This is a genomic window from Pseudoalteromonas sp. NH0006-46 (assembly GCF_057547735.1).
In genome coordinates this window covers 160,523-186,340 of the sequence record NZ_BAAJML010000009.1, presented here as the reverse complement: position 1 = coordinate 186,340, position 25,818 = coordinate 160,523, and the positions used below count along the sequence as shown (strand labels likewise).

The window sequence follows — 25,818 nt, the reverse complement described above, 5'->3', positions numbered from 1 at the left end:
GACATCAAGTTATTGGCAAACCAGTTTTTCTTATTTTAACTTTAGGTAAAAGCCAATACGCTGGGGGCGATTTTTGTAATTTACTTTTTAACGTTGTTAGCTAGTAAGGTGAGCATTATGAAAATAAGATTGGCTAACGGCTAACGGCTAACTATTAACCATAACGTTTTCTTTGAATTAATAGCTATCCCAATATGGGGTGTCTCCGAAGTATTTGCTTGAAAAATCAACAAACGCGCGTACTTTACTCGGTAAAAATTGCCTGTTTGCATACACCATGTAAAGCCCCATAGGCTCGGGTTCAAGGTGTTGTAAAATACGTATTATTTTTCCTTGGGCTAATGCCTCACCTGCGATAAAAGTAGGCTGCATGGCAATGCCGCCGCCTGCTATGGCTGCGTTTAGTAATATATCGCCATTGTTAGCCACTAAATTACTATTAAGTTTAAACTCACCTTTTAGCTGATCTACACCTGCAAGCATTTTTGTTGGCTCTGCGTTGGCGTAGCGCAAATAGTTATGTTGTTGCAGCTCTTGTAATGTAGTGGGTGTGCCGTGCTGTTTTAAATATGCCGGCGATGCAAATACCGCTAACTGTATAGGCGCTATTTTTTTAGCAATAAGGGATGAGTTTTTTAACACGCCTATACGCAATGCTATATCAATGCCTTGCTCAACTATATCTATAAATTGGTCTGTTAGTTTTAAATCTAACTTTAAATTTGGGTACTGTTTTTGAAACTCAACCAGCAGTGGTGCTAAATGCCTTGTACCAAACGACATAGGCGCGCTAATACTTAATACGCCAGATACACTGGTGCTTAAATTATTAAGAGAGTTTTCCATATCATCAATATCAATAATAACTTGCTGGCAGCGCTTAAAATACTGAACACCCGCTTCGGTAGGGCTTACTTTACGTGTAGTGCGGTGCAGTAAACGAGTATGTAAATTATCTTCTAGGGCTGAAACATATTTACTAACTAACTGAGGAGAAATATCGAGCTTATCGGCAGCTTTAGAAAACGAACCTTCTTGCACAACGGCTAAAAAGGTTTTCATGGTGGTCAGCTTGTCCATAATTAACAACAATTTGTTTTTAATATATAAATAAATAGCATATTTATCGTCAAAATAAAAACCAATATAGTGCTTAAACTCATTGTTAGTTAAGGTTTTTAGTATGACTCAGCCCGCATTATTTTTATCTCATGGCTCACCAATAATGGCTATAGAGCAATCGGCTACTGCTAATTTTATAGCGTCTTTGGGGCAGTCACTTATTACACCCAGTGCTATTGTGATTTTTTCAGCGCATTTTGATCAAGCAAGCAATATTAAAATTACCGCAGGGGCAGCTCCTAAAACTATTCACGACTTTTATAACTTTCCAACTCAAATGTACAACATACATTATCGCGCTCCTGGTTCACCAAAACTTGCCAATACTATTGCTAATTATTTTAATAGCGAAGGGTTGAATGCGGTACTTGATAAAGAGCAAGGGTGGGATCACGGTGTGTGGATCCCATTACGTTTAATGTACCCACACGCTAATATTCCTATTGTTCAGGTGTCTATTAATACACGCTTAGGCGCAAAAACTATGTATAAATATGGCCAGTTACTTGCTCCGCTTCGTGAACAAAATATATTAATTATTGGCTCCGGCGGCATTAGCCATAACCTAGGTGAAATATTTAAAACCCCAGCTACCCCAAACCGAGTGCCCATGGTAAAAGCATTCACCCATTGGGTTGAACAAACGCTTTTAGCGCACGATGTTCCAAAACTATTAAACTACTTAACCGAGGCGCCATTTGCCTTATTTAACCACCCTACACAAGAGCACTTTTTACCATTATTTGCTGCTATGGGTGCAGGGGGCAGCTATATTGAAAAAATTCATGAGCAAACCGAAATGGATATTTTAGCGCTTGATGCATATAAATTTGATTAATTTGAGCAAGTGTTCAAAGTAAGTTAAGCTCGTAGTCACTAATCTACAAGTATCTTAAAATTTTTGGGAGTAAACATGGCAACCACACTCGCATTTGACGTATACGGCACGCTTATAAATACCCATGGTGTGCTTACATTACTTAAAGATATGATTGGCGATAACGCACAAAACTTTTCAAATACATGGCGTGAAAAACAGTTGGAGTATTCGTTTAGGCACGCCTTAATGCAAAACTATGTTCCGTTTTCAGTTTGTACTAAACAGGCACTTGATTACGCGTGTTTAGCGCATAAAACGCAGCTTAGTGACGATCAAAAACAGCAATTGCTTGAGCAATATAAAACGTTACCCGCCTTCGACGATGTTAAAAAAGGGCTTGAGCAACTTAAAGCACAAAATTACCGATTGTTTGCGTTTTCTAATGGCGCGGCCGCTGCGGTAAATACCTTACTCGAAGCCGCTGGCATTAGTGAGCTTTTTGAAGGCGTTGTAAGCGCCGACGACATAAAAACTTTTAAGCCAAACCCGGGCGTTTACAGCCATTTTTTACGCGAAACCAACTCAACGGGTGCAAATACGTGGCTTATTTCGAGTAACCCTTTTGATATAACCGGCGCTATTTCGCATGGTATGCGCGGTGCGTGGATAAAACGCTCAGAAGACTCTATTTTTGATCCATGGGAAATTCAACCAATTACCACAGCAACCGATTTAGTTGATTTAAAGACCAAATTGGTGAGCTAATTAACATTGCCTTTAATGCACTTATTGGTGCAAAGCCAAGGTTTTATTAAAAGGTTTTAGGGCGTTGCTGTTAACGCCCTTATTTTTAAGTATTTTTAAATACCCAACCTCCCCTTTTTATGCATTTTATTCAAATTACACATAAACTCGACTTCCAAACTTTCAATATAAAACGTGTTTACATTATTTCTAATGTAATTCTTTGTAATTAATTATCCATTTCTTAACCCGAAAAAAAACATAGAAGTAATCCATTTTCATTATTGTAAATAAAAATCATTACCATTAAGATCCTTGAACCCAAAATGAGTACCAAGGAGCGAAATATGTCACAATTACAAACTGCACAGCTCAGCCCTATCCAAAACCAAGCTTTATTTGAGAAAAATGGCCTTCCGCCGCAATTTAATCTTGATCAGTTTATTAATTATCAAATAGCGTCGTTGCAGGGGCTTTCGGCTGTGCAACAAGCTATGGCAAAAGCGCAAAAGCCGTTTTCTGGCGTGTCTGTTAATACACTTGCCGCCACTGTTAATGATGTAGATTTAGCCAAACCTCTCGCTGATTTTCCTGCTGTATTAAACGAGCTTAAAAGCGTGTATTTGGATCACGCTGTGTATTTTCATCATCCGCGTTACATGGCGCATTTAAATTGCCCTGTTACGTACCCTGCGGTTGTGGCAGAGCACATAATTGGCGCAATCAATACCTCGGTAGACACGTGGGATCAAAGCGCTGGCGCGACCCTTATTGAGCAAAAATTAATTGATTGGAGCTGTGAAAAAGCAAAATTACCGAGCACTGCCGATGGCGTTTTTACAAGTGGTGGTACGCAATCGAATTTAATGGCTATGCTTGTTGCACGCGAAGTCGCAGTGAGCCGTTATGCCCCTGAGCATCAAGTAAAACTTCAAGGTTTGCCAAACGTTGCCTCGCGTTTTCGTATTTATTGCTCAGAGGTGGCGCATTTTAGTATTCAAAAGGCTGCGGCGTTATTGGGCTTAGGTTATAACGCGGTAGTGCCTGTGGCTACAAACAGCAAAATGCAAATGGATATGGATGCGCTTAACCACGCAATTGAGGATTCTAAAGCTAAGGGCGATTTACCTATCGCTGTGGTAATTACCGCAGGTACAACCGATTTTGGCTCAATTGACCCTATTGAAGACATAGCAAAACTTGCTAAAAAAGAGCAGCTTTGGTGCCATGTTGATGGCGCATACGGCGGCGGGTTACTAGTAAGCGAGCATCACCGAAGTGCTTTAAACGGCATAGAAAAAGTAGATTCAATTACCATTGATTACCATAAATCATTTATGCAGCCGGTTAGCTGCAGTGCTTTTTTATTAAGTGACAAACGCCATTTTAGCCATATAACCCTTTACGCCGACTATCTAAACCCGCTTGCTGAGGCCGGCAATGGCACGCCAAATTTAGTTGATAAAAGCTTACAAACCACACGCCGTTTTGATGCCTTAAAACTTTGGTTAACACTGCGCACTATGGGCGAAGCGCCACTTGGTCGAGCGTTTGATAAAGTAATTGGGCTTGCTCGTCAAACCCACATTGTGCTTAACGACCACCCTGATTTTGAAGTTATAAATTACCCAGAGCTTAGCGCGCTAGTATTTCGCTTTGCGCCAGAAGCGCTAAAACATAATCCCGATTTACTCGATATCCTAAACCTGCACGTACGCCAAACATTTTTAAATACCGGTGAAGCCATGATTGCGCGCACCAAAATTAACGGCCGTCACTACCTTAAATTTACGTTACTCAATGCGCAGTGCCAATTGAGCGATGTGCGCGCCGTGCTTGAACAAATTAGCACTATTGCGTGGCAAACGTATAAGGAGCAAAAATAATGAGTAACCAACCTTATGATTTTATAGCCATTGGCCTTGGCCCGTTTAATTTATCGTTAGCGTGTTTAAGTGAACCATTAGAGGGCGTTAAAAGCTTATTTTTAGAGCAGCGTAGCCAATTTGATTGGCACCCAGGAATGATGCTAGAAGGTGTTACTTTGCAAACGCCGTTTATGTCTGACTTGGTGACCCTTGCAGATCCTACTAGCCAGTACAGTTTTTTAAATTATGCCAAGCTTAATAATCGCTTATACCCATTTTATATTCGCGAGAGCTTTTTTTTACTGCGTAAAGAATACAACCTATATTGCCAATGGGTGTGCTCGCAGTTGAGTAACGTAAGCTTTGAGCAAAGTGTAACTAAGGTTGAATTTTGCCAGCAAACTCAGTGCTATACCGTTACCTGTAATACCCCAAATGGGGAGCAACACTATGTTACGCGTCACATAGTGCTTGGCACCGGCCCTGCCCCATATATTCCTGATTGTGCAGTGCACAGTAATTCTAATAACGTAATGCACAGTAGCGACTTTTGCCACCGCCTTGATGAGCTAAAATCTGCTAAGCGCGTAACGGTTGTAGGAGCTGGACAAAGTGCTGCTGAAATTTATCACACCTTATTGCAGCAAGCCGTGCCACAAGGTTTGCAACTAGATTGGATAGCTCGCTCGCCGCGTTATTTTCCGCTGGAATATACCAAGCTCACCCTTGAGATGACCTCACCTGAATATGTTGATTACTTTTATAATTTAAAAACTGAGCAACGAGATTGGCTTAACCAAAATCAAAAAAACTTATTTAAAGGCATAAATGGCGATTTAATTAACGACATTTTTGACACCCTTTACGCGCAAAGCTTAGATGGACCCATTTCTACCACATTTAAAACGAACAGCAAACTTACTAATACGCGTAAGAGTGCTGGGCGTTTAGTGACTGAGTTTTACCATCAAGAGCTAAACGAAGCCTTTGAAATAAAAACCGATTACTTAATTTGTGCCACGGGCTTTAAATACAAGCGCCCCGCTTTTTTAAACCCCATTGCACAGCAGCTCCCAGAAGATGATCAAGGCCGTTATATAGTAAGCCGTGAATACGCAATAGATACCGACCAAAAACGTATATTTGTACAAAATGCAGAGCAGCACACCCATGGTTTTGTAACCCCCGACTTAGGCATGGCGTGTTATCGCAACAGTATAATTTTGCGCGAAATACTTGGTTATGCGCCGTATCAGGTTGAGCAAAAAATTGCATTTCAGTGCTTTGATTTAAGCGATGTAGAAACTCATTCACAGCAAAAGAGTAACGCCGCATGAGTTTACGTTTAGCGCTTATTTTACTTACGGTTACTTCGGTGGTGTGCGATACCTTATTACTGCCGTTTTATCCGCAATTTTTTGCCAGTGAATTTTCTGTAAGTAACCCCACGCTTATTGGGGTGTTTGTAGCTAACTGTTGTATTACCGTTATGCTCGCGCTGCCCCTGTGGGCAAAGGTTGCTAAAAAATACCACGAGCTGGCGCTTTGGCTTGTAACGCAAGTGATTGCCGCCTGCTTTGGGTTGCTTTGTTACTTTGCAACTAATGTGTGGGAATTTTGGTTTTATTACCAACTTATGTTGGTGCTTAAAGCCAGTTACCTGCTTATTTATCCGTTTGCACTGCGTTTAGAGCAGCAAAGTAAGCACCTTTCTATTATTGGGTTGTTTTCGGTACTTATGCACTTTGGCGCTATTGGTGGCGCGTTAGTGGGCGGGTACTTTTTTGGTTTAAACGAACCGCGTTATGCACTGTTATTAAGTGCTGCAGGCGATGTAATACAAGTGCTGCTGTGCGCCTATTTAATGCTGAGCTTAAAGCTAGGTATTTATCAGCACGCTATTGAAAGCGAAAAACCGCGCACTCGTACACCGTACTTTATTTGGCAATTTTGCTTTATAAGCGTGGTGGTTTACTTTAGCGCCTTTTTAATTAGGCCATTTTTTACGACCCATTGGCAGGGAATTAGCGCGCAAAGCAGTGCGTTTCGAAGTGCGCTTGTGTACGCCATTCCTGCTTTTTCAGCCCTACTAATGCTGCTGTTTAACCATTTTAGGCAGCACTTACCTCTTCCTGCATTTAGCCGCACCAGTACGTTTTCGTGCGCGCTTATTTTTGGCGCTATTGGGCTTTATTTACAGGCGCAAGAGTCGGTGTGGCTAGTTGTCGGCTCTCGCGTTTTATACGGTATAGCGCTGTTTCAAGTCATGGTTTTATTAGAGGTTATGTTATTTGCCAAAAGTGAGCCTGCTCACTACGGCAGTGATTTTGCCAAAGTGCATGTTGCGCAAAATATTGGCGTTATTTTAGCGTCGTTATTGGTGGGTATGAGTGTGGAATATTTTAATACAACCGTGCCTTTTTACTTTGCAGCCATTGGCTTTGCAAGCCTTGGCGCTATTTTGCTATGGCGGGTTAAATTTGTTGGCCGCACTGCACATACAGCCACTTAATAATTAAAAAGATTTAGGAGTTTTTATGTATTTTTCATCTTTTGTAACCACGTTACAACACACAGGTAATGTGACTATGCGGTTACTACAGCAAAGCGACATGCCTATTATTTGTCAGTGGCTTACACTGCCTTATGCGCATTTTTGGGGTATGAGTAAACACACACCCGAGCAAATGTGCAGCGCCTACCAAGATATAATTAACAACCCACATCATCATGCGTATGTTATTGAACAAAATAATGAGCTACTTGCCCTTGTTGAGCTTTACAGTCTAAAGCATGACGAGCTACTCGCAGCTGCCTATGAGGTAATGCCAAACGATACGGGCATGCATATTTTACTTGCCCCAAATACAAGGCCCAAACGCCATTTTAGCTTTGAAATAATGCAGTGCGTATTGCACAGTATTTTTACCCATAATGATAATGCACGGGTAGTGGTAGAGCCCGATATTGCCAATAGTAAAATTCATACCTTAAATAAGCGTTTAGGCTTTGTGCATATTAAGCAAATAATCCTTGGTGATAAAAACGCATACCTTGGATTTTGTAATAAAGCCGCGTTTGAAACGCATGTTGATTTACATTACAAATCGCAAACGCCAATAAACACCGACTATGTAAAGTTTGATCACTGGCAGTGGGCAAATAGGCACTTACAAAGTAAAGCCATTAGCGAGCTTGTACACGAGCGCTTATTGGTTGCGGAGCAAACCCCACACGGTTTTAAAGTCAATATTGAAGGGGGTTACTTTATATTTAATGGCTGCGCTATGGCGCTTAACCACATAGATATAGACGAGCCAAGCTTATGTTTTTATAACCTTAACAATGAGCAAGTAGCGCTTGATGTACTACACTTTTTTAGTGTGCAAGGCCCTGCGCTGGGTTTAACTGGTGAGCGTTTAGCCACCTACCTTGAAGAGCTTAACGCCACACTTGCCAGTGCCTGTTATAAACGCGAAAACAACACGCTTAGCGCAGCCGAACTTGCGAAATTAGGGCTGCAACAAATAGAGGCTGCAATGAGCGAAGGCCACCCTGCATTTGTGGCTAATAATGGCCGAATTGGTTTTAGCAAAAGCGACTTTTTACGCTATGCGCCAGAAGTGGGTAAACCGTTTAAAGTGCTGTGGTTAGCGGCGCACAAAACAGTATGTGATTTTGCTTATAGTGAATACTTTAGCGATTATCCAAGCCATATTAGTGGCGAGCTTGATTTAACCACTCGTGATGCGTTTAATAAAGCGCTAAAAGCGCAAAATCTAAACCCCGACGACTACCTATTTATGCCGGCCCATCCGTGGCAGTACCAGCATAAATTAAGTGTGGTGTTTGCCAACGAGTTTGCCAATAACCGCTTAGTGTATTTAGGAGAAGGCGACGACTTATATCAAGCGCAGCAATCTATTCGTACATTATATAACTGCTCGCACCCGCATAAACCGTATTTAAAAGTGGCGCTGTCTATTTTAAATATGGGCTTTATGCGTGGGCTTTCGCGTGCTTATATGGCAGTCACTCCGGCCATAAATGATTGGGTGTTTAATAAAGTAAACCACGACCCAACACTTAGCGCGTGTAACTTTACAGCACTTAGAGAGTACGCCACTTTAGGGTATGCGCATCACACTTTTGAGCAAAGTGCACTCGGTGATACACCGTATCGTAAAATGTTTGCGTGTTTATGGCGCGAAAACCCAAACCATAATTTACAAAATAATGAGCAGCTCACCACCATGGCCGCATTGCTGCACCTAGATAACAACGGTAAAAGTATGGCAGGTGCATTAATAGATCAAAGCGGTTTAACCACACACGCTTGGCTGCAAAGCTATTTTAACGCCTACCTTATTCCTTTAGTGCATTGTTTTTATGCCCATAAATTAGTGTTTATGCCCCACGGCGAAAACCTCATTTTAAAGCTTAAAAATTCAGTGCCTGTGGGCGCTTACATGAAAGACATAGGCGAAGAAGTCGCGCTGCTTAATAGCACTGAGTCTTTACCTGAGGAAGTGTCGCGTATTCATATTGCTATGCCTAAAGAGCTTGAATTACTAAGTATATTTACTGATGTATTTGACTGCTTTTTTAGATACCTAGTCGCTATTTTAGTAAGAGAAGCGCGCATTACCGAGCACGATTTTTGGCAAGGCGTTGCGCAAAGTGTAAACGCGTATCAACAAGCCAACCCTGCCTTAAATGAGCGCTTTAAAGAGTATGACTTTTTTAGTGATGAATTTGCACACTCTTGCTTAAACCGCTTACAGCTTGGCAATAATAAGCAAATGGTTGATTTAACCGACCCCGCAGGCAGCTTACAGTTTGCAGGAAATTTAGATAACCCGGTATCGGCAAAGCTGTATGGCTAAGCCTAACACCCTTTCGCACTTTTTGTTTTGCCCAAATGAGCCGGTTGCTGCGGCTCATCCAAGCTTAAATTTAGTGTATGTATTGGCTTCTCATTGCAAGGCGCACTACCCCCATGCGCCTACGCAATTTATTAGCCGGCATTTATATTTGCAGCTTTGTTGGCAAGCTATTCATGCATATTGTTATTGGCATACGTGCAAACACAACGCGCATAACCCAATACATTTACAGTTAAAAATGAGCGGCGCGTATAGCCGAGGGTTTACCCTTACAGGCGCGCCTTTATTAAGTAAAGCTGAGCAAAATAATGCACTAATTGAATTTGTAAGCTGTGTAGGTAAGTGGATAAATATTAAGTATGCGCTGGGTAAAAAAGAGCAAGGCCGGTTGTTAATCGACACCCTTAACAGTGCATTTGAGCGCGCTCATAGCTTAAATTTAGCAAGTGCTGAGCACATTACACATTGCCATCAACAGTTACATAACTTAATCAGTAATCACTTTAATTTAAACACCCCATTTAAATTAACGCCTAAGCGCTTAACGTGCTGTCGTTATTATTTAGCAGGTTATAACAAATGCCAAACCTGCCCAAAAAAGGATATTAAAACCAATGAACACACGTCTTAAAACGATTGACCTTGCCCGAGGTGCGAGCGTTTTTATTATGATTTTAGTACACACTTTATGGATGTACTCGAGCACGGAGCTTCAAAGTGAAAGCCTATTTGGCGCTGTTATTCATATACTTGGCAAAGGCACAGCCTCGTTTTTGGTGGCAATGGGGCTATCTATGGCGCTTTCGCGTAGGCAAACACCCATGTTATTAATTAAGCGCGGCATACAGCTTTTACTACTTGCGTATTTAATGAATGCGGCAAAGTTTTGGCTACCCATTGAGGTATTTAACACCATGCCAGAGGCATTTATAAATGCCTATGGCTGGCAAAGTCCGCTCAGTGCGGGGCAATTACAATTTATGGTGCTTACAGGTGATATTTTACAACTTGCCGGAGTAAGCTTATTGCTGTTTGGGGCGCTTAATATTGCCCGTTGGAAAACCGCATGGATTGCATGCTTAGCCATTGCTATTGCACTTATAAGCCAGTTTTTAAGGGGGCAGCAGTTTGCACTTTCGCCTTATATTAGCGATTTGTTTTTTGCTAATAACTACCAGGTTTATTTTCCGGTGTTTCCGTGGATAAGCGCTATATTAACCGGCTACGTGCTTGGGCGTTTATACATAAATAGTCAGCATAGTGCTGCGTATTTATTTAGTGTATGCGCAAAGTTAGGTGCTGCATTATTAATTATTGGCACAGCGTGGCTTATTACTGATTTTAAGGGGCAGTTTGGCAACTTTTTTCATTTAAATGGCGGCGGTATTATTTATTTAATCGGTTTAAATTTATTTGGATTAGCGGTAATAGAGTATGTGTTTGCTAATAAATTCAACGGCCCTATTACCCGCGCTCTTTTGTATGCGAGCAAACATGTAACTGCTTTGTATGTTATTCAATGGGTGCTAATTTGCTGGCTTATGGGCGTGTTTGGTTATCACACTCAGTCACTATGGCCAACACTGTGCTTAATGGCCCTTATGGGTTTACTAACCTTTGCAGTGCACAAAGTGTATTTGCAAACTAAGCAAAACATACTCGCAATTAAGCAAAAGCCTAAGCGCACAGCTTAAGTTGTAAAGGGGCTTTACGGGCGCAGTTACACGCGCCCTAGCCTGCCTTTATTGCTTCAATTACTGTATTCATGCGCTTTGCCATTGGCCTATTTCGGTGATGGCACACATAAATATTTTCGCTAATCGGATTAGCTAAGTGGTGCGTTTTAATTAGCGCAGGTTTATTAAATGCGCTAACGGCATGCGCAGGTAAAACCGTAAAACCTAGCCCTAAACTTACCGGCTCCAGTATTAAACTTATCTGGTTAGAAAACCCCGTGCGTTTAATTTGATCAACATGTTCAAACTCACTGTAGTTTTCGCTTAGTAGGAGCTGTGCGTGGTGTTTTGCATCGGGGTGGCCAATAAAGCCAAGCTCACATAAGACCTCCCACGTTGGGTTTTTAATATGTGCGGGTGTGACAAGTAATAAGGCTTCTTTACCAATTTTGTGGCTGGTGACTTCGCTAAGCGTAGGGGCTTGGGTTAAAAAGCCTATGTCGGCACTGTGGTTTGCCACAGCTTGCTCTACACTTGTATTGGGTGCAAAGCGATAATCAATATTAAGCTCGGTATGCTTTGCCTGCAGCGCTAATAATTGGCTATAAAATTGTAGCCCACAACTACCAGGCGATTGTATTTTTACCAAGCCGCTGTAAGGTGAATCATCTTTTAATTGTTGTTCTAAAAATTGCCATTCCTTTAATAACAAGCTGCCTTGTTGATACAAGTTTTGCCCATGTACGGTAAGGGTAAATTGTTTGCCGTGGCGCTCTAATAGCGCGCAGTTTACTTGCTGCTCTAGCTTTTTAATGTGCTGACTTACGCCCGATTGGGTCATAAAAAGACGCTCGGCGGTTTGGGTAAAATGATTTACCTCAACCAAAGTACAAAACGTGTTTAACCATGTTGGATTTATCATTACAAAACGTACTCAAAATGATGATTAATGATAATTTTACTTAATATTGTTCAATTCGTAAACTAACTCCATCAACTAGTCACAAGATAAGTCACAAGTTAAAGAGGAAGTATTATGAGTCATACATATCCACGTAGTTTTTCGCACATTGGTATTTCGGTTCCCGACGTTGAAAAAGCAGTCGAGTTTTACACTAAGGTGATGGGTTGGTACACAATAATGAAACCGACTTTAATTACCGAAGACAAAAGCCCAATTGGCGAAATGTGTACAGAAGTATTTGGCGAAAAGTGGGAAAAATTCAAAATAGCGCACCTATCTACAGGGGATCGTATTGGTGTCGAAATTTTCGAATTTAAAAACCAAGAAAACCCAAAAGACAATTTTGAATACTGGAAAACAGGCATCTTTCATTTTTGTGTTCAAGACCCTGATGTAGAAGGTTTAGCCGAGCGTATTGTAGAAGCTGGCGGTAAAAAACGTATGCAAGCCCCTCGTTATTACTACCCGGGTGAAAAGCCGTACCGCATGATCTACATGGAAGACCCGTTTGGTAACATCCTTGAGATTTACAGCCACAGCTACGAGCTTATTTACAGCGCAGGCTCTTACTAAACTTAGCTAGTTTAAAAAAGTTTAGCTAAAAACAAAGGCCGCAGTATTTATTACTGCGGCCTTTTTGTTTCAGTTATAGAGTTTTTAAATACACTTCACCGTCTTCTTATTCTCTATAACTTGTTTTTGCTTAGCTTGTGCAGCATGTTTTGCCCTGAGTTGAAAATATTATCAACCTCCAGAAAAACACTACCAATCGAACTGTGTACTAGTGAATTTATGAACGACATAATGTATTTGTCAGGAACTTTTGCTCTTATCCACAAACAGGCTACATGTCAGTACCGCTGAGATTAAAAAACAAAACATTACGCTTAATGTAAATAATATAAAGTTTTCATTTTTTGATATAGCTGCTCCTTTAAGGAGTATTTCACCGCTATTAAGTGCATCTACTCCTACATAGATCATCAACGGAATTACAAAAAATGCATTGCTGAGCTTAATAAGTAAGTCCTTCGATGAAAGGCTTACTAATTGATAAGCTTCATGGTCTTCTTCGTCTCTATTTAATAGTTCGGCTTTTAATAGCTCAAAGCGTTCAGGGTACAAAGCCCTATCAATAGACGTGATAGCTTCTTGCAATTCAGTAATAGAATATTCTGAATAATTTGGTTCCATCTATTAAACCTTCTCCAGTGCCTAGCGCTTACATAAGCGGAAAAATATAGTTGACAAAAATGGTTTTAGGAACAAAAAACAGCCAACTATAATTTTTTCATTTGATATTTACGTTAGGTTTTTTCAGTTAACTGTATATAAAACAGGTGCATATAGCTAATGGACCAAAGTAAGAATATGGAAGCTACTAGTTTAAAGTGTCCATTTTTATATGAATGTGCTTGTGCTGAAAACCAACTTAACAAAACTCCAATTACACATAAAATCTGAAGAATGTTACCAAACCAGTGTTCATTAAGGAAACTCATAAAACTGGTGTTTTGACTTGCAAATATAAATAATAAAAGAGCTGAGGTACCAAATAAGAGACAGCTTCTTGATTCAGAAGATTTTAGTAAGAATAGGCTAAAACCATCTTCCATGTTTTCACTAAAAAGTGGATGCTTCATAGAACTCCATTTAACATCTAACAATTTTATAGACCGCGAATCGAGCATACTTCTGCCGATGTCACGCTCATGTTTCTACTTTATACAGTTTTAACAAATTACCTAAGGCATTGCTATCAAATGCTATTTAATATTTACAAGCAAAGTTAAGACATATAAATACACGTTTCGCTCATTTCCTTGATTATGTAAGTAAGCTGCAGTTTGGCTGGCTTAGTACGCATTATAAATATATGATATTGATAATTATTTGCATTAACGGATTTTAAAAGGTGTGTATGAAAAAGTCTATGTTAACTCTGGCGTTAGTTGCGGGTTTGAGTGGTTGTAGCACAACAGCCACGGTGCCTGATAAAAGCTCATCATTATATTACTCAGCGCTTTATAATGCACAAGCAAAGCCTGTTAGCTCTGTATTATTAGAGCCCAAGCTATTAAATGCCGATGTGGTTTTAGTAGGAGAATGGCATACGCACCCGGGTGTGCATTTATTTCAGGCTGAGTTATTTGAGCAATTAAGCAAAAGCAATAAACGCACTGCCCTTTCGCTTGAACAATTTAGCCGCGCCGATCAGCTTACTTTAAACCAGTATGTTAAAGGTGAAATTGGTGAGCAATACTTAATTGACAACACCCAAGCGTGGCCAAATTACAAAAGTGGTTACCGTGCGCTGGTAGAGCTGGCAAAAACGAACAATCGCGATGTAATAGCTGCAAATGCCCCTAAAAATATAGTCACCTGTATTGGCAGGCAAGGGGTAAGTTATTTAAGTAAACTTGATGAAACACAGCAGAGCTATATTGCAGCCGCTATTGATACGTCTCCCAGTGATTATAAACAACGTTTTATGACCTCAATGCACCACGGCTCGCCCAGTCAAAACGAGAATTATTATGCTGCGCAAGTTACATGGGATGAAACCATGGGGGAGTCTATCGTTAACTATTTAAATAATCATAAAGATGCGCAGGTAATGCATATAGCGGGCGATTTTCATGTGAAAAATGGCGAAGGTATAGCGCGCGTTATTAAGCGTTTAGCGCCAGAGCTAAATGTTGTGTGGATATCGCCGGTAACGAATGTGCAAGCTAATCAAAATGGATATCAGTTGCAGGTTAACCCTTTGCCACCCCGTTATGTACAAAAACAGCATCAGCAAGCCGCTTTTAAAGCGTTAGGCAAGCGAAGTGAGCGAGGCGAGCAAACAGCTTGCTTATAAAATAACGACATAGTTAGTAAATCTCTTAACCAAGGCTCAGGTTAACTATGTCGCCATGTATTTAGTTTAGTTATTTCGGGCTTGGTTGGTTAGCTCAACCAGCGCTTTACGTACCTCTAGCGGGCTGTTGCACTGGGTTTTAAAATTAATAAAGTAATTACGCTTTTGGCTTTGAATATAAAAGCCTGTGGGTAATAAGCCGCTCATTATTGGTGTGTTGTCGGCAACGTTATAGTGCTGCATTAATATGAGCGACATAGCATCTTGGTGATCTTCATTCATATGGTTAATCATGCTTTGCTGTTGGCTTTCGTCCCACTTTTTAGGCTGAGCTTGCCATTCGTTTTGCTCAAGCCAAAATATTTTTCCAAAACCGCCAATATAACGCACCCGTACTACATCTAATTGCCAAAGCTGAAAATCATGCGCATTGCGATAGCTTGCAGCCTCAGGATACAAAGCTATATATTTATCAAGTAGCACTTCGCTTCGCTCCTTTGTCACAATAGAGCCATCACCTACGAGTGTTACGCGGCCGTGCTCGTTTTGATCGCCACTGTCGGCGGCGTCAAATACAGTAAGGCTCATACGCGAGTCGTGCTTTAAATTTTTAGTGTGCTGGGCTATATCGCTAATAAAAAAGTATATTCGGCCTTGTTCGTCGCACATATAGGGGGTTACTGAGCCAAACGGGTAGCCGCGTAAATTATTAGAAATGGTCGACATGACACCGGCATTGGTTTTGTAAACCAAGGTACGTGCATCTTTTAACGCTTGCTCTCTCATAAAAACTCCTGACGTTGAGAAAAAACCATGGGTGCATCGTTATAAGGATGAGGGTTTACGTGCAGTTTCATGGCATACATTTGTTGTAAGTTTTGTTCAGTTAATACGGTGTTTATAGGCCCGCTTTGCAGCACTTTTTTGTTGTGCAGTAAAATAGCATCGGTTGAATACAGGCTGGCCAAATTTAGATCGTGTATTGCTATAATAGCGCTGTTACCTTGCTCTACAAACGCTTTAACACAGCTGAGCAAAGCATGCTGATGGCGCATATCTAGTGCTGATGTAGGCTCGTCGAGCAGCATGATTTTTGGCTCAGCCGATTGTGTAAAGGCGTTTAGCTGCGCCAAAGTACGCGCCATATGCACACGTTGTTGCTCGCCGCCCGAAAGCGCACTTATGCGGCGAGTTAAGTAATTACTTAAATCCATAATGGCGGCGTATTTATGTACTTTTTCGCTTTGCATTTTTAATGACTCTACATACGGGTAGCGGCCCATGGCAATAAGCTCAAATACTGTAAAATCAAACCCGACGTGGTTAGCTTGCATCATTACTGCGCGCTGTGTGGCTAGGCTCTTTTTATCGTGAGCGGCCAGCGGCTTATTATTAAAAAGTACATTACCTGTAAAGGCATGCATACCAGCTAAGGTATGCAGTAAAGTAGACTTACCCGCGCCATTTTCACCAAGTAGTGCAACAAGTTGGCCTTGTTTAGCACTGCCATTAATGGTGTTTAAAACGTTATGGTTGCCAAAGCCAACACTTAGGTTGTTAAACGCGATCATGACCAGCCTCGCTTATTTTTAACGATTAAATAAATAAACAATGGCGCACCCAAAAGTGCGGTAATAATGCCAATAGGTAGCTCTGCTGGCATAATAATAATACGTGCTAACCAGTCAGAAAGTAGCAATACCACTACGCCAATTAACATACAAAGCGGCAGCATATTACGTAAATGCGGCCCCACCATTAAGCGGGCAATATGCGGGACTACTAAACCAACAAACCCTATTAAACCAGTAAGTGCCACAACCGCACCCACGCCTAATGCAACAAGTATAATTACATATAGTTTGAGTTTGCTGGTGTCTACTCCTAGGTACTGAGCTTGTGATTCGCCAATAAGGAGCAAGTTCATGGGCTCTTTTAACCGCCACAGGCCAATAAGGCTAATAAGCAGTAACGGTAAAGCTTGAATAATAGTGCCCCAGCTTGCTCCGCCTAATGAGCCCATGGTCCAGTAATTTATTAATCGCAGTGCGCTGTCGTCGGCAAAAAAGCTCAATAGCCCAATAACCGCAAAGGCTAACGCGTTAATAGCCACCCCCACTAATATAAGTGTGGTGATATTTATTTGCCCTTGTTGCTTGGCAATAAAATATACCAGCGAGGTAACACCAAGCGCCCCTAAAAACGAGGCATAAGGTAAATACAGCTGCGCGTTAAAATTAAACTGCGCGCTAAGTGCTATAAACGCCACAGCAACCATGGCTGCACCTGCACTAATGCCAATAATGGATGGGTCGGCCAATGGGTTGCGACAAAGCGCTTGCGTTGACGCGCCTGTTTGGGCAAGTACCAACCCTACAAGCACAGCAAGCATAAAACGTGGCAAACGTATTTGCATAACCACATTAATTTGCAGCGCATCAAACTGATTAAAGCGCTCAGGCGCAAGCCAAGCAATGGCTAAACGCCAATCCCATCCGGCAGGCCCGTACCCTATGCTTAGTAGCGCCAAAGCAAAAATAAAAACTGAGGCTAATAGCATCCATTTATAGGGTTGGCTAAGTGTTACAGGGTTAAAACGGCTCAATGTTAGGGTGTTCATAAGCGGGTTTTATACTCGCTAAGCTCATTAATTGCTGTGGCAATACGCGGCGACATGCCAAGCGAAAGTAGGCTATCCATTACAAGTAAGTTACAGGTTTGCGCCGCTTTTAATAAACGTAGTGTAGGCTGCTCACAAAAGGCCTGCTTACCGCCAAGGCTGTGTACAACATGGGCTGGGGCGACTAAAAAATCGGGTTGATTTACAGCCAGCACCTCAGTGTTAATTGCTTTAAAGCCTGAATGCGTAGCGCCTATATTGGTAATGCCTGCATAGCTAAATAATAAATTAGGCACGGTTTCCTGCCCGGCAGCAACAAGCCCGCGCTCATTAGCTGAGAGTAAAAATAGCGCGCTGTGTGTTTGCGCTTTTGCTTTTTCAGGTAACGATTTTGTAATGTGTGTAATAAGTGTTTGTGCTTTTTGCTTGGCGTTTAAATCGTCACCAAGGCGTTTAATTAGCGCAAGTAGCTCGTTAACTGAAGTAGGCTTTTTATAATGAATGAGCTTAACCCCAGTTGCCTCAATTTGCTTAAGTGCTTGGCTTCGCCCTGCGCCTTCAAGCGCTAATAAAGTGGTTGGGCGCATAGAAAGCACGCCTTCTGCTGCTAAATCGCGATAATAACCCACCTGGGGTAATTGCGTGGCTTGGTGCGGGTACATGCTCGATTGATCCACAGCTACAAGGGTATTTTGTTTGTCTAGCGCATAAATTATTTCAGTAAGGGTGCCGCCAGCGCTAATAACGCGCTCTTGTGCAAGTGCAGATTGGGCCATTAAAGCAAACAATATAAATAGGTATTTCATTACACACTCCGGTTTTATTTTTTGGCTATTATAACCAATTAAATCTAAATGAAAATGATTATCATAATTATTTGATCTTATTTTGACTTAGTTGTAACATCTCCGCCATAAATAATAACTATTATCATTTGGAGTTAAAATGAATCCCTCTGCGTTTAGATTTACTGCTATAGCAACCTTACTACTCGGCTCGGGCACTGCCATTGCCGAAAACATAATTGACGATCATATTGTTGTAAGTGGCTCGCGCTTTGAGCAAAAGCTTAAAGATGTAACAGGCTCAGTCACTGTTATTACCGAGCAAGACATAGAGCGTCAGCTAGCTGTAGATTTACAAACCATGTTTAAGTACGACCCAAGCATTGCAACGACAGGCAGTGGCGCAGGCGCGCAAACACTTACAGTACGTGGTGTTGGTGGTAACCGGGTTGTATTTATAAAAGATGGCCGACGCACCAACGATGGTTATGCAGGTGGAGGGGGCTATTTAGTTGGCCGTAATTATTTTGACGTAGCAGGTGTAAAACAAGTAGAAGTAGCCAAAGGGGCTGTATCGTCATTATATGGCTCTGATGCACTTGGTGGCATTGTGGTTATAACCACTAAAGATCCTAGTGATTATTTAAAAAATAACAGCAGCTTTGTAAAAATGGCGCTTGGGTATCAAGGTCAAAGTAATCAAGTTGCCGCCGATATTACTGCGGCAAAAGACTTAGGCGACTTTGCAGTAAGTGCCGTGTATAGCCACCGCGATAGCGAAGAAGTACAAAACTATGACGAAAACTTACCCGGTTATGATGCTAAGTCGGATGCTTTATTAGTTAAATTTGAGCAACAGCTTGATGAAAAACGCACACTTAAATACACCCTTGATTACTTTAATCAAACAACTGAGCAAGTAATAACCCCCGCTGTTCAAGAAACCGAAGAAGATGACACGAGTTGGTCACTGGCGCTCGATTACCATTCAGAAGTAGCAACCGCTGCGTTTGATAAATGGTACGGGCAAGTGTCTTATAGTAGTTACGAGCAACAAAGCGATCAAATTAGTGGCGCAAGCACCTACACCGATTATAACGACTATCGTTTTGAGCAAAATATTTTAGGTTTAAAAGCGGTATTTAATAAAGGGTTTAACGCAGAGGGTGCCGATCATGAAGTGGTATACGGGATTGATATAGACTTATACGACACCACCCGCCCACGTTTTAAAACCCGTATTTTAGCCGATGGCACTGTTGATTTTACAGACCAAAAACAAAAAGCATTCCCGGGGGCTGATACCTCTTTAATTGGCGCTTATGTACAAGACAGTATCTCGTTTAATAATAGCGCGTGGTCGGTTATTGCGGGTGTGCGATATGATTACTACACCCTAGAGGCTAAAAATGATGAGCTATACGCCGATGCGCAGCTTGGTGATATTACCGAATCTGCTTTTTCGCCTAAGCTAGGTGCTATATACCAAGTGGATGATAACTTGTCGTTGTACGGGCAATACGTACGAGGCTTTAAAATACCACCACACGACCAAGCCTATCAAAGCCACGGCGTTGAACCGTTTTATCAAATATTACCAAACGCCGATTTAGACCCTGAAAGCAGTGATTCGTTTGAGCTTGGGCTAAGATACGCCAGCAGCGATATTAGCGTAAATTTAAGTGCTTTTTATGCAGCATACGATGACTTTATAGAAACCGCCGTAGTGGGTGTTGAGCCAACGTACATTCCTGGCGTAAACAAAACGCTGTATCAGTACCAAAATATTAGCGAAACACAAATAAGCGGTGTGGAAGCCGGAATTGCCATGTATGTAGCTGAAAATATACTACTAGAGGCAAACGTAGCCTACGTTGATGGTGAAAATAAAGAAACCGATCAGCCACTTACCAGCATTAGCCCGTTAAATGGCTCAGTATTGTTAAGTACAGAACAGGGTAATATTAACTGGACCGCCGCGTTGCGTTTGGCTAAATCGCAATCGGATGTAGTACTTGATACAAACGGTAATAAAACTACGCAAGGACATGGCTACGGCGTTGTTGATTTATACGCAAACTCCGAATGGCAAGCGTGGCAGCTAAATGTAGGTGTACTTAACTTGCTCGATAAAGAATATGTACCTTTTGAATTGATTGCAGGTCAATCACAAGGTGCTGATTTTAGCCAATACACCCAACCTGGGCGTAACTTTTCAGTCAAAATAAGCTATGAGTTTTAATTAGCTCCTAGAAAATTAAATAGCAACAAACGGTGCATGAAGCTGCAGCGTTTGTTGAGTTTATTTTTATGATGACACCCAACCTAATTTTTTATTTATTGATTCCTAGATTCTAATTGGAAGTGCACCACCTAATTCATTATGGCTAAAGTACAAAATTAACGGTGGGTGTCATCTCAAAATTTCATCTTAAAATTTACTAAAAACGAAGCAACACTTCATAAAACCAGCGATTTAAAGCCAAAATTACTGGTTTTATAAATTAATTAACTGCAAAGTCTTTGGTTTCTAAATAGCTTGGTACAGTTTTAAAACATGCCTCTAGTTTGCTTTTAAGTGCAGTGCTTATCGAAGCATCACACTTCAATTTCCCGTTATATTTACTCATAGTAAGCGGTACTAAGCTTAACGAGTCATAGCTTGGCTTGCTTTGTATTTTATGAATTACTAAACCTTGCTGCTCTGTTAGCTTTATTAATGCAAACACATTTTTTTGTGCTTGATTAGTCGTTATTTTTTCAACATATAGCGGGTTTTTAAAGGTTAGCTTTGTAGTAAAAAGTGCGTTGCCACCGCGTTCAAAATGGCCGTTAAATACAGTTACATTTAAGGTGGGTGTCTTTTTATTTATTAATAAATTTAGGTCAAACTTGGTTGGTAAAATAGTGATCTTTTCTTGCTCGTCTGCTGCTTTATTTAAAATATTTTTGATTGTTTTTAAGTGGGTGTCATCCGTAGTTACTTCATACACTATTTGGTAGTTGTGTGGAGGGGCGTATAAAGGCATGTGGCTGGCAAGTACTTTATCGCCGGCTAAAATAAGCGCCATACCATGGAAGCCATTATAGCTTTGGGTTTTGTGTGAATTGTGTTGAGGTGTATTTGCGTGCGCTGCACTCGATAATAAAATAAAAAATAGCAGTATGTGTTTCATGTTAGTGCTCAAAAAATATATATAGCGCCACTATAAGCTGATTTTTATATACAAATAATCGATAATAAGTGATTAGTTGTTTCCTTTTGGTTAATACGGTTTGGCGCTATGCATTTAGATGACATTGAAAAAGTAATTCATATGGCGGGTTCGCAAAATCTGCATACAACCGCTAAGCACTTTAATATTACCCCAGGTGCGCTGTCTAAAACGCTAAAAAAGGTTGAGGCAAACTTAGCCACGGAGCTGTTTAACCGTGTGGGTAAAACCTTAGTACTTAATGATAAAGGCAAAGAGTTTGTTAAGCACAGTAGCGATTTAGTTCATAATTACCAGCAGCTTACTAGCCGCTTTAAAAGTGAAAATCATAAATTTAATGCGGTTATTTCAGGGCCTGCCATTTTACTTAAAAGTGGCCTTAGAAAGCTACTTACACCTCTTAGCCAACTGCCCTGCTCGGTGCGTATTAATAATGTGTTTGAAGGTGAAGCCATAAACCAAGTTGCGTCTGGCTCGGCGCATATTGCGCTAGTAACTCGCGAGGCACTAAATAATAGCTCTCATACTAATTTAGTGGCGGTTGATGTATTTAATACTGAGTTTAGTGTGGCTGCGCATGCTTCGCATCAGCTAGTACAACAAGGTGCATTAACGCTTAATAAAAATCAATTACTGCAGGCGGCTTTTGCATGCCCTTTGTTTTCGCCGTTATGCGGCTTAGAGCAAGGAATAGGCTCCGACGGCTGGCAAGATCATATGGCCCCGCGCAATATTGTATTTAGATGCAGCGACTACAGTGCATTAATAGAGGTAGTGCAAAGTGGCTTGGCGTTGGCGTATTTACCTAACTTTGTGATTGACGATTTAGGGCTTACAAAATTAACTGTAAAGGGGGTTAACAGTCACTACAGTGAAAGCATTGTAATGATATATAAGCCATCAAAGGCCGATGGTTGGCTTAATAAACTTATGCACTCTTTATAAAATGAAGCCTAATAAATAAAGCGCTTTAGCCACTACACTAAAGCGCTTTAGGATGAAAACTACATTACAAAATAAGTAAGGTGGTTAAAAATAGTAATTCGCAATAATACTTCATCACTTTGCGGGCTAAAGGTGGCGCTACTTGCGTTAAAAATTTTCATTTACGACTGCAGGATGCAGAAGGTACAGCAATGCAGGAGCAATTGCCTAGAACAATTAAATAGTAAATTTTTTAGCTAGCTATCAACACATTTTTTTAGCATCAAAGTAGGTCACGTAATTAAGCGAAAATATACAACTACAATTAACCGACAACACAACAAAATAAATTATGTTATATTGTAACAAAAATAATAGCATAACAAATTAATAAGCAATACTCTTTTTTATTCCTGGAAACGGCTAATTATTACACTGGCGACTCTGGTGGCATCACGTTAGTATGGTGATCTACTTATAGTTACATAACGATAAAAACATGACTTTAAAAACAAACGCTTTGATTTACTTTTTAGCCTTTTGCAGTGGCTTTTGCATTATGGGGATTGAGCTTTTAGGAGGGCGTATTTTAGCGCCTTATTTTGGCAGTAGTGTGCATATTTGGGGCAGTATTATTACTGTATTTATGCTTAGCTTGTCGTTTGGCTACTTGCTTGGCGGTAAGCTGAGTACAAAAAATGCGTCGCTAACAAAATACGGATTAATATTTTTAGTGGCGAGTATTATGGTTGTGCCTATTACATTGTTTGCTGAGCCTATAATGGAATTTATTTTTACTCATATTGAAGACAGCCGTTATGGCTCGTTACTCGCCTCTACGGCTTTATTTTTTATTCCAACCATTATTTTAGGCATGATTTCGCCTTACTCAGTAAGGTTATTGGTTACCGACAGCGAAAAAAGCGGCCAAGTTGCAGGTATTTTATATTTTGTAAGCACGCTAGGGAGTGCCCTTGGTACTATTATTACTTCGTTTTACTTTGTACTCGCGTTTGATGTAAACACCATTATTAGCGCCTTTGCTTTAACGCTTGGCTCACTTGGCGTACTCGCTATTGGTGTTAATAGCTTTGCTGGTAATAAGGAGTTGGCTCATGCTTAAATATTTATTGTTAGCTGCCAGCGTCTTTTCGGGTGCAGCAATGAGCGAGGTCATTCATGAAGAACGCTCTTTGTATCGAAATATAATTGTTGATGAAACTCGCGACTTACGTTGCCTAAAATTTAACACTAAAAGTAGCCAAACAAGTCAAAGTTGCATGTACAAAAACGACCCCGACAAGCTCGTATTTAACTACACCAAGCTTACTTTTGCGAGCTTGTTAGTAACCGAAAATCCTAAAAACGTGTTAATTATTGGGCTTGGCGGGGGCACACTGTCTAATGTTATTCATGAGCTTTACCCTGGCGCTAAAATTCATAATGTTGAAATAGATCCGGCAGTATTAAAAGTAGCCCGCGATTACTTTAATTTTATAGAAACCGATAACGTGACATCAAGCGTGCAAGACGGCCGTATATTTATAAAACGCGCGGCTATTAAAAAGCAAAAATATGATTGGATCATTCTTGATGCATTCAATGGCGATTACATTCCTGAGCATTTGCTTACCAAAGAGTTTTTTGAAGAAGTACAAAGCGTACTGGCTGATGGGGGCGTGATTGCTGCTAATACGTTTTCGAGCAGCAAGTTATACGAGCATGAGTCGGCAACGTACCACAGCGTATTTGGCGATTTTATTAATGTAAGCCGCGCTAATCGGAGCAACCGTATTATTTTAGCGGGCATTAAAATTATGCCAACACAGGCGCAACTTAACGAACGTGCTAAAGCGCTTGAGTCAAAGCTTAAAAAATATGATGTAGATATAAACGCCATAAGCAATTACATGCAGTACACAAAAAACAGTCAAGATTGGCCTAAAAATACCAAAATACTGACCGATCAATACTCCCCTGCTAACCTACTTAACTTTTAATATGCAATGTGCCTAACCATTGTGTTGTTAGGCGCAGCCATTTAGGTTTGTTGTTAAAACTTAATATTACCGCGCAGTGCTTTAGTTTGGCCGTGTTTGGTTTTTTTATCCATGCGTTTACGCTGCGAGTTACGGCTTGGCTTGGTTGCGCGGCGGGCTTTGTTAACCTTTGTTGCGCTTAATATGAGATCTTTTAAACGTTTTAACGCGTCTTCGCGGTTGAGCTCTTGAGTACGGTGGCTTTGTGCTTTAATGATGAGAACCCCCTCTTTGGTGATCCTCGAATCGTTTAAAGCAAGTAAACGTTCTTTGTAAAAGTCAGGTAATTTAGAGCGATTAATATCAAAACGTAAATGAATGGCGCTGGCTACTTTGTTAACGTTTTGGCCACCGGCACCCTGAGAACGAATAGCGGTGAGCTCTAATTCCCACTCATCAATAGTGACTGTATTTGAAATTGTTAACATTGCGTTCAGTTTCCGTTGTTAAAAATGCATTGTACCATTTGTACATTGACTTAGGGTGAATAAGCCTAATGGGCAGTAATGTTAAGTTGAGTAAACAATGACGCCAAGAGACAAGTTTAGATTGGCATATGCAATTATTTAGTTTTTAATTGCGCAGCCCTTATACGGGCCTAATATAATAATCGATTTTCGATAATAGGAAGTACCTGCATGAAAAAATTACTTGTATCACTGAGCTTGTTAGCGATGAGCTTTTCTGGTTTTGCTAAAGATATCACCGAGGGTGACTTACAAAGCTACATGAAAGCTCTACCTGCTGTTACAAGCTGGGCGAGCTCGCAAGATGCGTTAAAAAACGTTGACTTAGGTAGCATGCTAGGCGCAACCGCAGATCAAACTACAGCAGAACAAGGTGCGCTTGCAAATACAGCCCTTAACATGATTAAAGAGCAATCTTTGTATAAAAGTTTTGCGAGTGTCACTACTCGCTACGGGTTTACGCCTGAGCAGTTAATTACTGTTGGTTCAGAAGTGTCTATGGCGTACATAGAAAATCTTAAATCGGGTTTGTCTGATGAAAATAAAGCAACAGCAAATTCACTAATGGGTGGCTTTCAAAGCATGAAAAGCGCTAAAGATAAAGGCGCTACATCGTTAATGGGGTCGTTAGGTAATGCGTCAAGCGCTGCTGATACAAACGAACCTCTTGTTAGCGAGAGCAACTTGGCATTAGTAAGTGAATACATGCCACAGCTTAAAAAGTTGTTTGCACTTTTATAAGTTAACCAGAGTTCTCGTTAAGTTAATAAACACTTTAAGGTGGCATTTGCCACCTTTTTTAATGCCTAAAATAAGTGCATAAAG

25 protein-coding genes are annotated in these 25,818 nt (G+C 40.8%); 15 read left to right on the top strand and 10 right to left on the bottom strand.

Going from position 1 to position 25,818, the window contains the following annotated elements:
* Positions 1 to 177: 177 nt before the first annotated feature.
* Entirely contained in the window at positions 178 to 1,080 is a 903-nt protein-coding gene (locus AC27I2_RS16370; RefSeq protein ID WP_487204888.1) for a LysR family transcriptional regulator, read from the bottom strand.
* A 103-nt stretch (positions 1,081 to 1,183) separates the two neighbouring features.
* Between AC27I2_RS16370 and AC27I2_RS16365 the strand changes: the two genes are divergently transcribed.
* The 8 genes from AC27I2_RS16365 (at position 1,184) to AC27I2_RS16330 (ending at position 11,134) form a co-directional block, all read left to right on the top strand.
* Complete coding sequence (locus AC27I2_RS16365) at positions 1,184 to 1,960, top strand: DODA-type extradiol aromatic ring-opening family dioxygenase (RefSeq protein WP_487204887.1); 777 nt, start codon at positions 1,184 to 1,186, stop codon at positions 1,958 to 1,960.
* 75 nt (positions 1,961 to 2,035) lie between these two features.
* A complete protein-coding gene (locus AC27I2_RS16360) occupies positions 2,036 to 2,707 on the top strand; it encodes a haloacid dehalogenase type II (RefSeq protein ID WP_487204886.1) in 672 nt (223 codons plus the stop codon).
* 326 nt (positions 2,708 to 3,033) lie between these two features.
* Positions 3,034 to 4,572 (top strand): pyridoxal phosphate-dependent decarboxylase family protein, encoded by a 1,539-nt coding sequence (locus AC27I2_RS16355; protein WP_487204885.1) that lies wholly within the window; start codon positions 3,034 to 3,036, stop codon positions 4,570 to 4,572.
* A complete protein-coding gene (locus AC27I2_RS16350) occupies positions 4,572 to 5,891 on the top strand; it encodes a lysine N(6)-hydroxylase/L-ornithine N(5)-oxygenase family protein (RefSeq protein WP_487204884.1) in 1,320 nt (439 codons plus the stop codon). Before AC27I2_RS16355 ends, AC27I2_RS16350 begins: the two co-directional genes overlap by 1 nt.
* On the top strand, positions 5,888 to 7,066 hold the full coding sequence (locus AC27I2_RS16345) for an MFS transporter (protein WP_487204883.1): 1,179 nt from the start codon (positions 5,888 to 5,890) through the stop codon (positions 7,064 to 7,066). Before AC27I2_RS16350 ends, AC27I2_RS16345 begins: the two co-directional genes overlap by 4 nt.
* Before the next feature lie 25 nt (positions 7,067 to 7,091).
* A complete protein-coding gene (locus tag AC27I2_RS16340; protein WP_138528303.1) occupies positions 7,092 to 9,440 on the top strand; it encodes a GNAT family N-acetyltransferase in 2,349 nt (782 codons plus the stop codon).
* On the top strand, positions 9,433 to 10,071 hold the full coding sequence (locus AC27I2_RS16335; protein WP_138528305.1) for a hypothetical protein: 639 nt from the start codon (positions 9,433 to 9,435) through the stop codon (positions 10,069 to 10,071). The genes AC27I2_RS16340 and AC27I2_RS16335 overlap by 8 nt, the downstream gene beginning before the upstream one ends.
* Positions 10,055 to 11,134, top strand: coding sequence for a heparan-alpha-glucosaminide N-acetyltransferase domain-containing protein (locus AC27I2_RS16330; protein WP_138528307.1), 1,080 nt, complete (start codon positions 10,055 to 10,057; stop codon positions 11,132 to 11,134). Before AC27I2_RS16335 ends, AC27I2_RS16330 begins: the two co-directional genes overlap by 17 nt.
* Before the next feature lie 37 nt (positions 11,135 to 11,171).
* Here AC27I2_RS16330 and AC27I2_RS16325 read toward each other — a convergent pair whose 3' ends face one another.
* The gene (locus tag AC27I2_RS16325) at positions 11,172 to 12,038 is read right to left on the bottom strand and encodes a LysR family transcriptional regulator (protein WP_058405376.1); all 867 of its coding nucleotides are present in this window, start codon (positions 12,036 to 12,038) and stop codon (positions 11,172 to 11,174) included.
* A 114-nt stretch (positions 12,039 to 12,152) separates the two neighbouring features.
* Between AC27I2_RS16325 and AC27I2_RS16320 the strand changes: the two genes are divergently transcribed.
* Positions 12,153 to 12,653: a lactoylglutathione lyase family protein gene (locus AC27I2_RS16320; RefSeq protein ID WP_138528309.1), complete on the top strand. Its 501-nt coding sequence runs from the start codon at positions 12,153 to 12,155 to the stop codon at positions 12,651 to 12,653.
* Between the two features lie 240 nt (positions 12,654 to 12,893).
* Here AC27I2_RS16320 and AC27I2_RS16315 read toward each other — a convergent pair whose 3' ends face one another.
* Together AC27I2_RS16315 and AC27I2_RS16310 are read right to left on the bottom strand one after the other, a co-directional pair.
* Positions 12,894 to 13,274, bottom strand: coding sequence for a hypothetical protein (locus AC27I2_RS16315; RefSeq protein ID WP_487204882.1), 381 nt, complete (start codon positions 13,272 to 13,274; stop codon positions 12,894 to 12,896).
* Between the two features lie 113 nt (positions 13,275 to 13,387).
* Positions 13,388 to 13,723, bottom strand: coding sequence for a hypothetical protein (locus AC27I2_RS16310; protein ID WP_138528313.1), 336 nt, complete (start codon positions 13,721 to 13,723; stop codon positions 13,388 to 13,390).
* A 278-nt stretch (positions 13,724 to 14,001) separates the two neighbouring features.
* On the opposite strand from AC27I2_RS16310, the gene AC27I2_RS16305 reads away from it, so the two are divergent.
* Complete coding sequence (locus tag AC27I2_RS16305) at positions 14,002 to 14,943, top strand: ChaN family lipoprotein (protein WP_138528315.1); 942 nt, start codon at positions 14,002 to 14,004, stop codon at positions 14,941 to 14,943.
* 66 nt (positions 14,944 to 15,009) lie between these two features.
* Here AC27I2_RS16305 and AC27I2_RS16300 read toward each other — a convergent pair whose 3' ends face one another.
* From AC27I2_RS16300 to AC27I2_RS16285, 4 genes are read right to left on the bottom strand one after another with little or no spacing between them, the layout of a single operon-like run.
* Complete coding sequence (locus AC27I2_RS16300; protein WP_487204881.1) at positions 15,010 to 15,729, bottom strand: HugZ family pyridoxamine 5'-phosphate oxidase; 720 nt, start codon at positions 15,727 to 15,729, stop codon at positions 15,010 to 15,012.
* Positions 15,726 to 16,514: a heme ABC transporter ATP-binding protein gene (locus tag AC27I2_RS16295; protein ID WP_487204880.1), complete on the bottom strand. Its 789-nt coding sequence runs from the start codon at positions 16,512 to 16,514 to the stop codon at positions 15,726 to 15,728. The genes AC27I2_RS16300 and AC27I2_RS16295 overlap by 4 nt, the downstream gene beginning before the upstream one ends.
* Positions 16,511 to 17,563, bottom strand: coding sequence for a FecCD family ABC transporter permease (locus AC27I2_RS16290; RefSeq protein WP_138528321.1), 1,053 nt, complete (start codon positions 17,561 to 17,563; stop codon positions 16,511 to 16,513). The genes AC27I2_RS16295 and AC27I2_RS16290 overlap by 4 nt, the downstream gene beginning before the upstream one ends.
* Entirely contained in the window at positions 17,560 to 18,369 is an 810-nt protein-coding gene (locus AC27I2_RS16285) for a heme/hemin ABC transporter substrate-binding protein (protein ID WP_138528323.1), read from the bottom strand. Before AC27I2_RS16285 ends, AC27I2_RS16290 begins: the two co-directional genes overlap by 4 nt.
* A 139-nt stretch (positions 18,370 to 18,508) precedes the next feature.
* Here AC27I2_RS16285 and AC27I2_RS16280 point away from each other — a divergent pair, with 139 nt between their 5' ends.
* Positions 18,509 to 20,590, top strand: a complete 2,082-nt coding sequence (locus AC27I2_RS16280; RefSeq protein WP_487204879.1) for a TonB-dependent hemoglobin/transferrin/lactoferrin family receptor — start codon at positions 18,509 to 18,511, stop codon at positions 20,588 to 20,590.
* Between the two features lie 262 nt (positions 20,591 to 20,852).
* Here AC27I2_RS16280 and AC27I2_RS16275 read toward each other — a convergent pair whose 3' ends face one another.
* Positions 20,853 to 21,524 (bottom strand): hypothetical protein, encoded by a 672-nt coding sequence (locus tag AC27I2_RS16275; protein WP_138528327.1) that lies wholly within the window; start codon positions 21,522 to 21,524, stop codon positions 20,853 to 20,855.
* Positions 21,525 to 21,632: 108 nt separating this feature from the next.
* On the opposite strand from AC27I2_RS16275, the gene AC27I2_RS16270 reads away from it, so the two are divergent.
* From AC27I2_RS16270 to AC27I2_RS16260, 3 genes are all read left to right on the top strand, one after another.
* The gene (locus tag AC27I2_RS16270) at positions 21,633 to 22,508 is read left to right on the top strand and encodes a LysR substrate-binding domain-containing protein (protein ID WP_487204878.1); all 876 of its coding nucleotides are present in this window, start codon (positions 21,633 to 21,635) and stop codon (positions 22,506 to 22,508) included.
* Between the two features lie 478 nt (positions 22,509 to 22,986).
* Positions 22,987 to 23,610, top strand: coding sequence for a fused MFS/spermidine synthase (locus tag AC27I2_RS16265; protein ID WP_058405387.1), 624 nt, complete (start codon positions 22,987 to 22,989; stop codon positions 23,608 to 23,610).
* On the top strand, positions 23,603 to 24,487 hold the full coding sequence (locus tag AC27I2_RS16260) for a spermidine synthase (protein ID WP_487204877.1): 885 nt from the start codon (positions 23,603 to 23,605) through the stop codon (positions 24,485 to 24,487). Before AC27I2_RS16265 ends, AC27I2_RS16260 begins: the two co-directional genes overlap by 8 nt.
* A 53-nt stretch (positions 24,488 to 24,540) precedes the next feature.
* On the opposite strand, the gene arfB is transcribed toward AC27I2_RS16260, so the two are convergent.
* Entirely contained in the window at positions 24,541 to 24,954 is a 414-nt protein-coding gene (gene arfB, locus AC27I2_RS16255) for an alternative ribosome rescue aminoacyl-tRNA hydrolase ArfB (RefSeq protein ID WP_006793276.1), read from the bottom strand.
* Between the two features lie 210 nt (positions 24,955 to 25,164).
* Between arfB and AC27I2_RS16250 the strand changes: the two genes are divergently transcribed.
* Positions 25,165 to 25,734: a hypothetical protein gene (locus AC27I2_RS16250; RefSeq protein ID WP_058405389.1), complete on the top strand. Its 570-nt coding sequence runs from the start codon at positions 25,165 to 25,167 to the stop codon at positions 25,732 to 25,734.
* Positions 25,735 to 25,818 lie beyond the last annotated feature (84 nt).

What these genes read in the sequence shown, in the direction of transcription:
- AC27I2_RS16370 (WP_487204888.1), bottom strand. Translation starts at nt 1,080, where the DNA reads ATGGACAAGCTGACCACCATGAAAACCTTTTTAGCCGTTGTGCAAGAA.
- AC27I2_RS16365 (WP_487204887.1), top strand. Translation starts at nt 1,184, where the DNA reads ATGACTCAGCCCGCATTATTTTTATCTCATGGCTCACCAATAATGGCT.
- AC27I2_RS16360 (WP_487204886.1), top strand. Translation starts at nt 2,036, where the DNA reads ATGGCAACCACACTCGCATTTGACGTATACGGCACGCTTATAAATACC.
- AC27I2_RS16355 (WP_487204885.1), top strand. Translation starts at nt 3,034, where the DNA reads ATGTCACAATTACAAACTGCACAGCTCAGCCCTATCCAAAACCAAGCT.
- AC27I2_RS16350 (WP_487204884.1), top strand. Translation starts at nt 4,572, where the DNA reads ATGAGTAACCAACCTTATGATTTTATAGCCATTGGCCTTGGCCCGTTT.
- AC27I2_RS16345 (WP_487204883.1), top strand. Translation starts at nt 5,888, where the DNA reads ATGAGTTTACGTTTAGCGCTTATTTTACTTACGGTTACTTCGGTGGTG.
- AC27I2_RS16340 (WP_138528303.1), top strand. Translation starts at nt 7,092, where the DNA reads ATGTATTTTTCATCTTTTGTAACCACGTTACAACACACAGGTAATGTG.
- AC27I2_RS16335 (WP_138528305.1), top strand. Translation starts at nt 9,433, where the DNA reads ATGGCTAAGCCTAACACCCTTTCGCACTTTTTGTTTTGCCCAAATGAG.
- AC27I2_RS16330 (WP_138528307.1), top strand. Translation starts at nt 10,055, where the DNA reads ATGAACACACGTCTTAAAACGATTGACCTTGCCCGAGGTGCGAGCGTT.
- AC27I2_RS16325 (WP_058405376.1), bottom strand. Translation starts at nt 12,038, where the DNA reads ATGATAAATCCAACATGGTTAAACACGTTTTGTACTTTGGTTGAGGTA.
- AC27I2_RS16320 (WP_138528309.1), top strand. Translation starts at nt 12,153, where the DNA reads ATGAGTCATACATATCCACGTAGTTTTTCGCACATTGGTATTTCGGTT.
- AC27I2_RS16315 (WP_487204882.1), bottom strand. Translation starts at nt 13,274, where the DNA reads ATGGAACCAAATTATTCAGAATATTCTATTACTGAATTGCAAGAAGCT.
- AC27I2_RS16310 (WP_138528313.1), bottom strand. Translation starts at nt 13,723, where the DNA reads ATGAAGCATCCACTTTTTAGTGAAAACATGGAAGATGGTTTTAGCCTA.
- AC27I2_RS16305 (WP_138528315.1), top strand. Translation starts at nt 14,002, where the DNA reads ATGAAAAAGTCTATGTTAACTCTGGCGTTAGTTGCGGGTTTGAGTGGT.
- AC27I2_RS16300 (WP_487204881.1), bottom strand. Translation starts at nt 15,729, where the DNA reads ATGAGAGAGCAAGCGTTAAAAGATGCACGTACCTTGGTTTACAAAACC.
- AC27I2_RS16295 (WP_487204880.1), bottom strand. Translation starts at nt 16,514, where the DNA reads ATGATCGCGTTTAACAACCTAAGTGTTGGCTTTGGCAACCATAACGTT.
- AC27I2_RS16290 (WP_138528321.1), bottom strand. Translation starts at nt 17,563, where the DNA reads ATGAACACCCTAACATTGAGCCGTTTTAACCCTGTAACACTTAGCCAA.
- AC27I2_RS16285 (WP_138528323.1), bottom strand. Translation starts at nt 18,369, where the DNA reads ATGAAATACCTATTTATATTGTTTGCTTTAATGGCCCAATCTGCACTT.
- AC27I2_RS16280 (WP_487204879.1), top strand. Translation starts at nt 18,509, where the DNA reads ATGAATCCCTCTGCGTTTAGATTTACTGCTATAGCAACCTTACTACTC.
- AC27I2_RS16275 (WP_138528327.1), bottom strand. Translation starts at nt 21,524, where the DNA reads ATGAAACACATACTGCTATTTTTTATTTTATTATCGAGTGCAGCGCAC.
- AC27I2_RS16270 (WP_487204878.1), top strand. Translation starts at nt 21,633, where the DNA reads ATGCATTTAGATGACATTGAAAAAGTAATTCATATGGCGGGTTCGCAA.
- AC27I2_RS16265 (WP_058405387.1), top strand. Translation starts at nt 22,987, where the DNA reads ATGACTTTAAAAACAAACGCTTTGATTTACTTTTTAGCCTTTTGCAGT.
- AC27I2_RS16260 (WP_487204877.1), top strand. Translation starts at nt 23,603, where the DNA reads ATGCTTAAATATTTATTGTTAGCTGCCAGCGTCTTTTCGGGTGCAGCA.
- arfB (WP_006793276.1), bottom strand. Translation starts at nt 24,954, where the DNA reads ATGTTAACAATTTCAAATACAGTCACTATTGATGAGTGGGAATTAGAG.
- AC27I2_RS16250 (WP_058405389.1), top strand. Translation starts at nt 25,165, where the DNA reads ATGAAAAAATTACTTGTATCACTGAGCTTGTTAGCGATGAGCTTTTCT.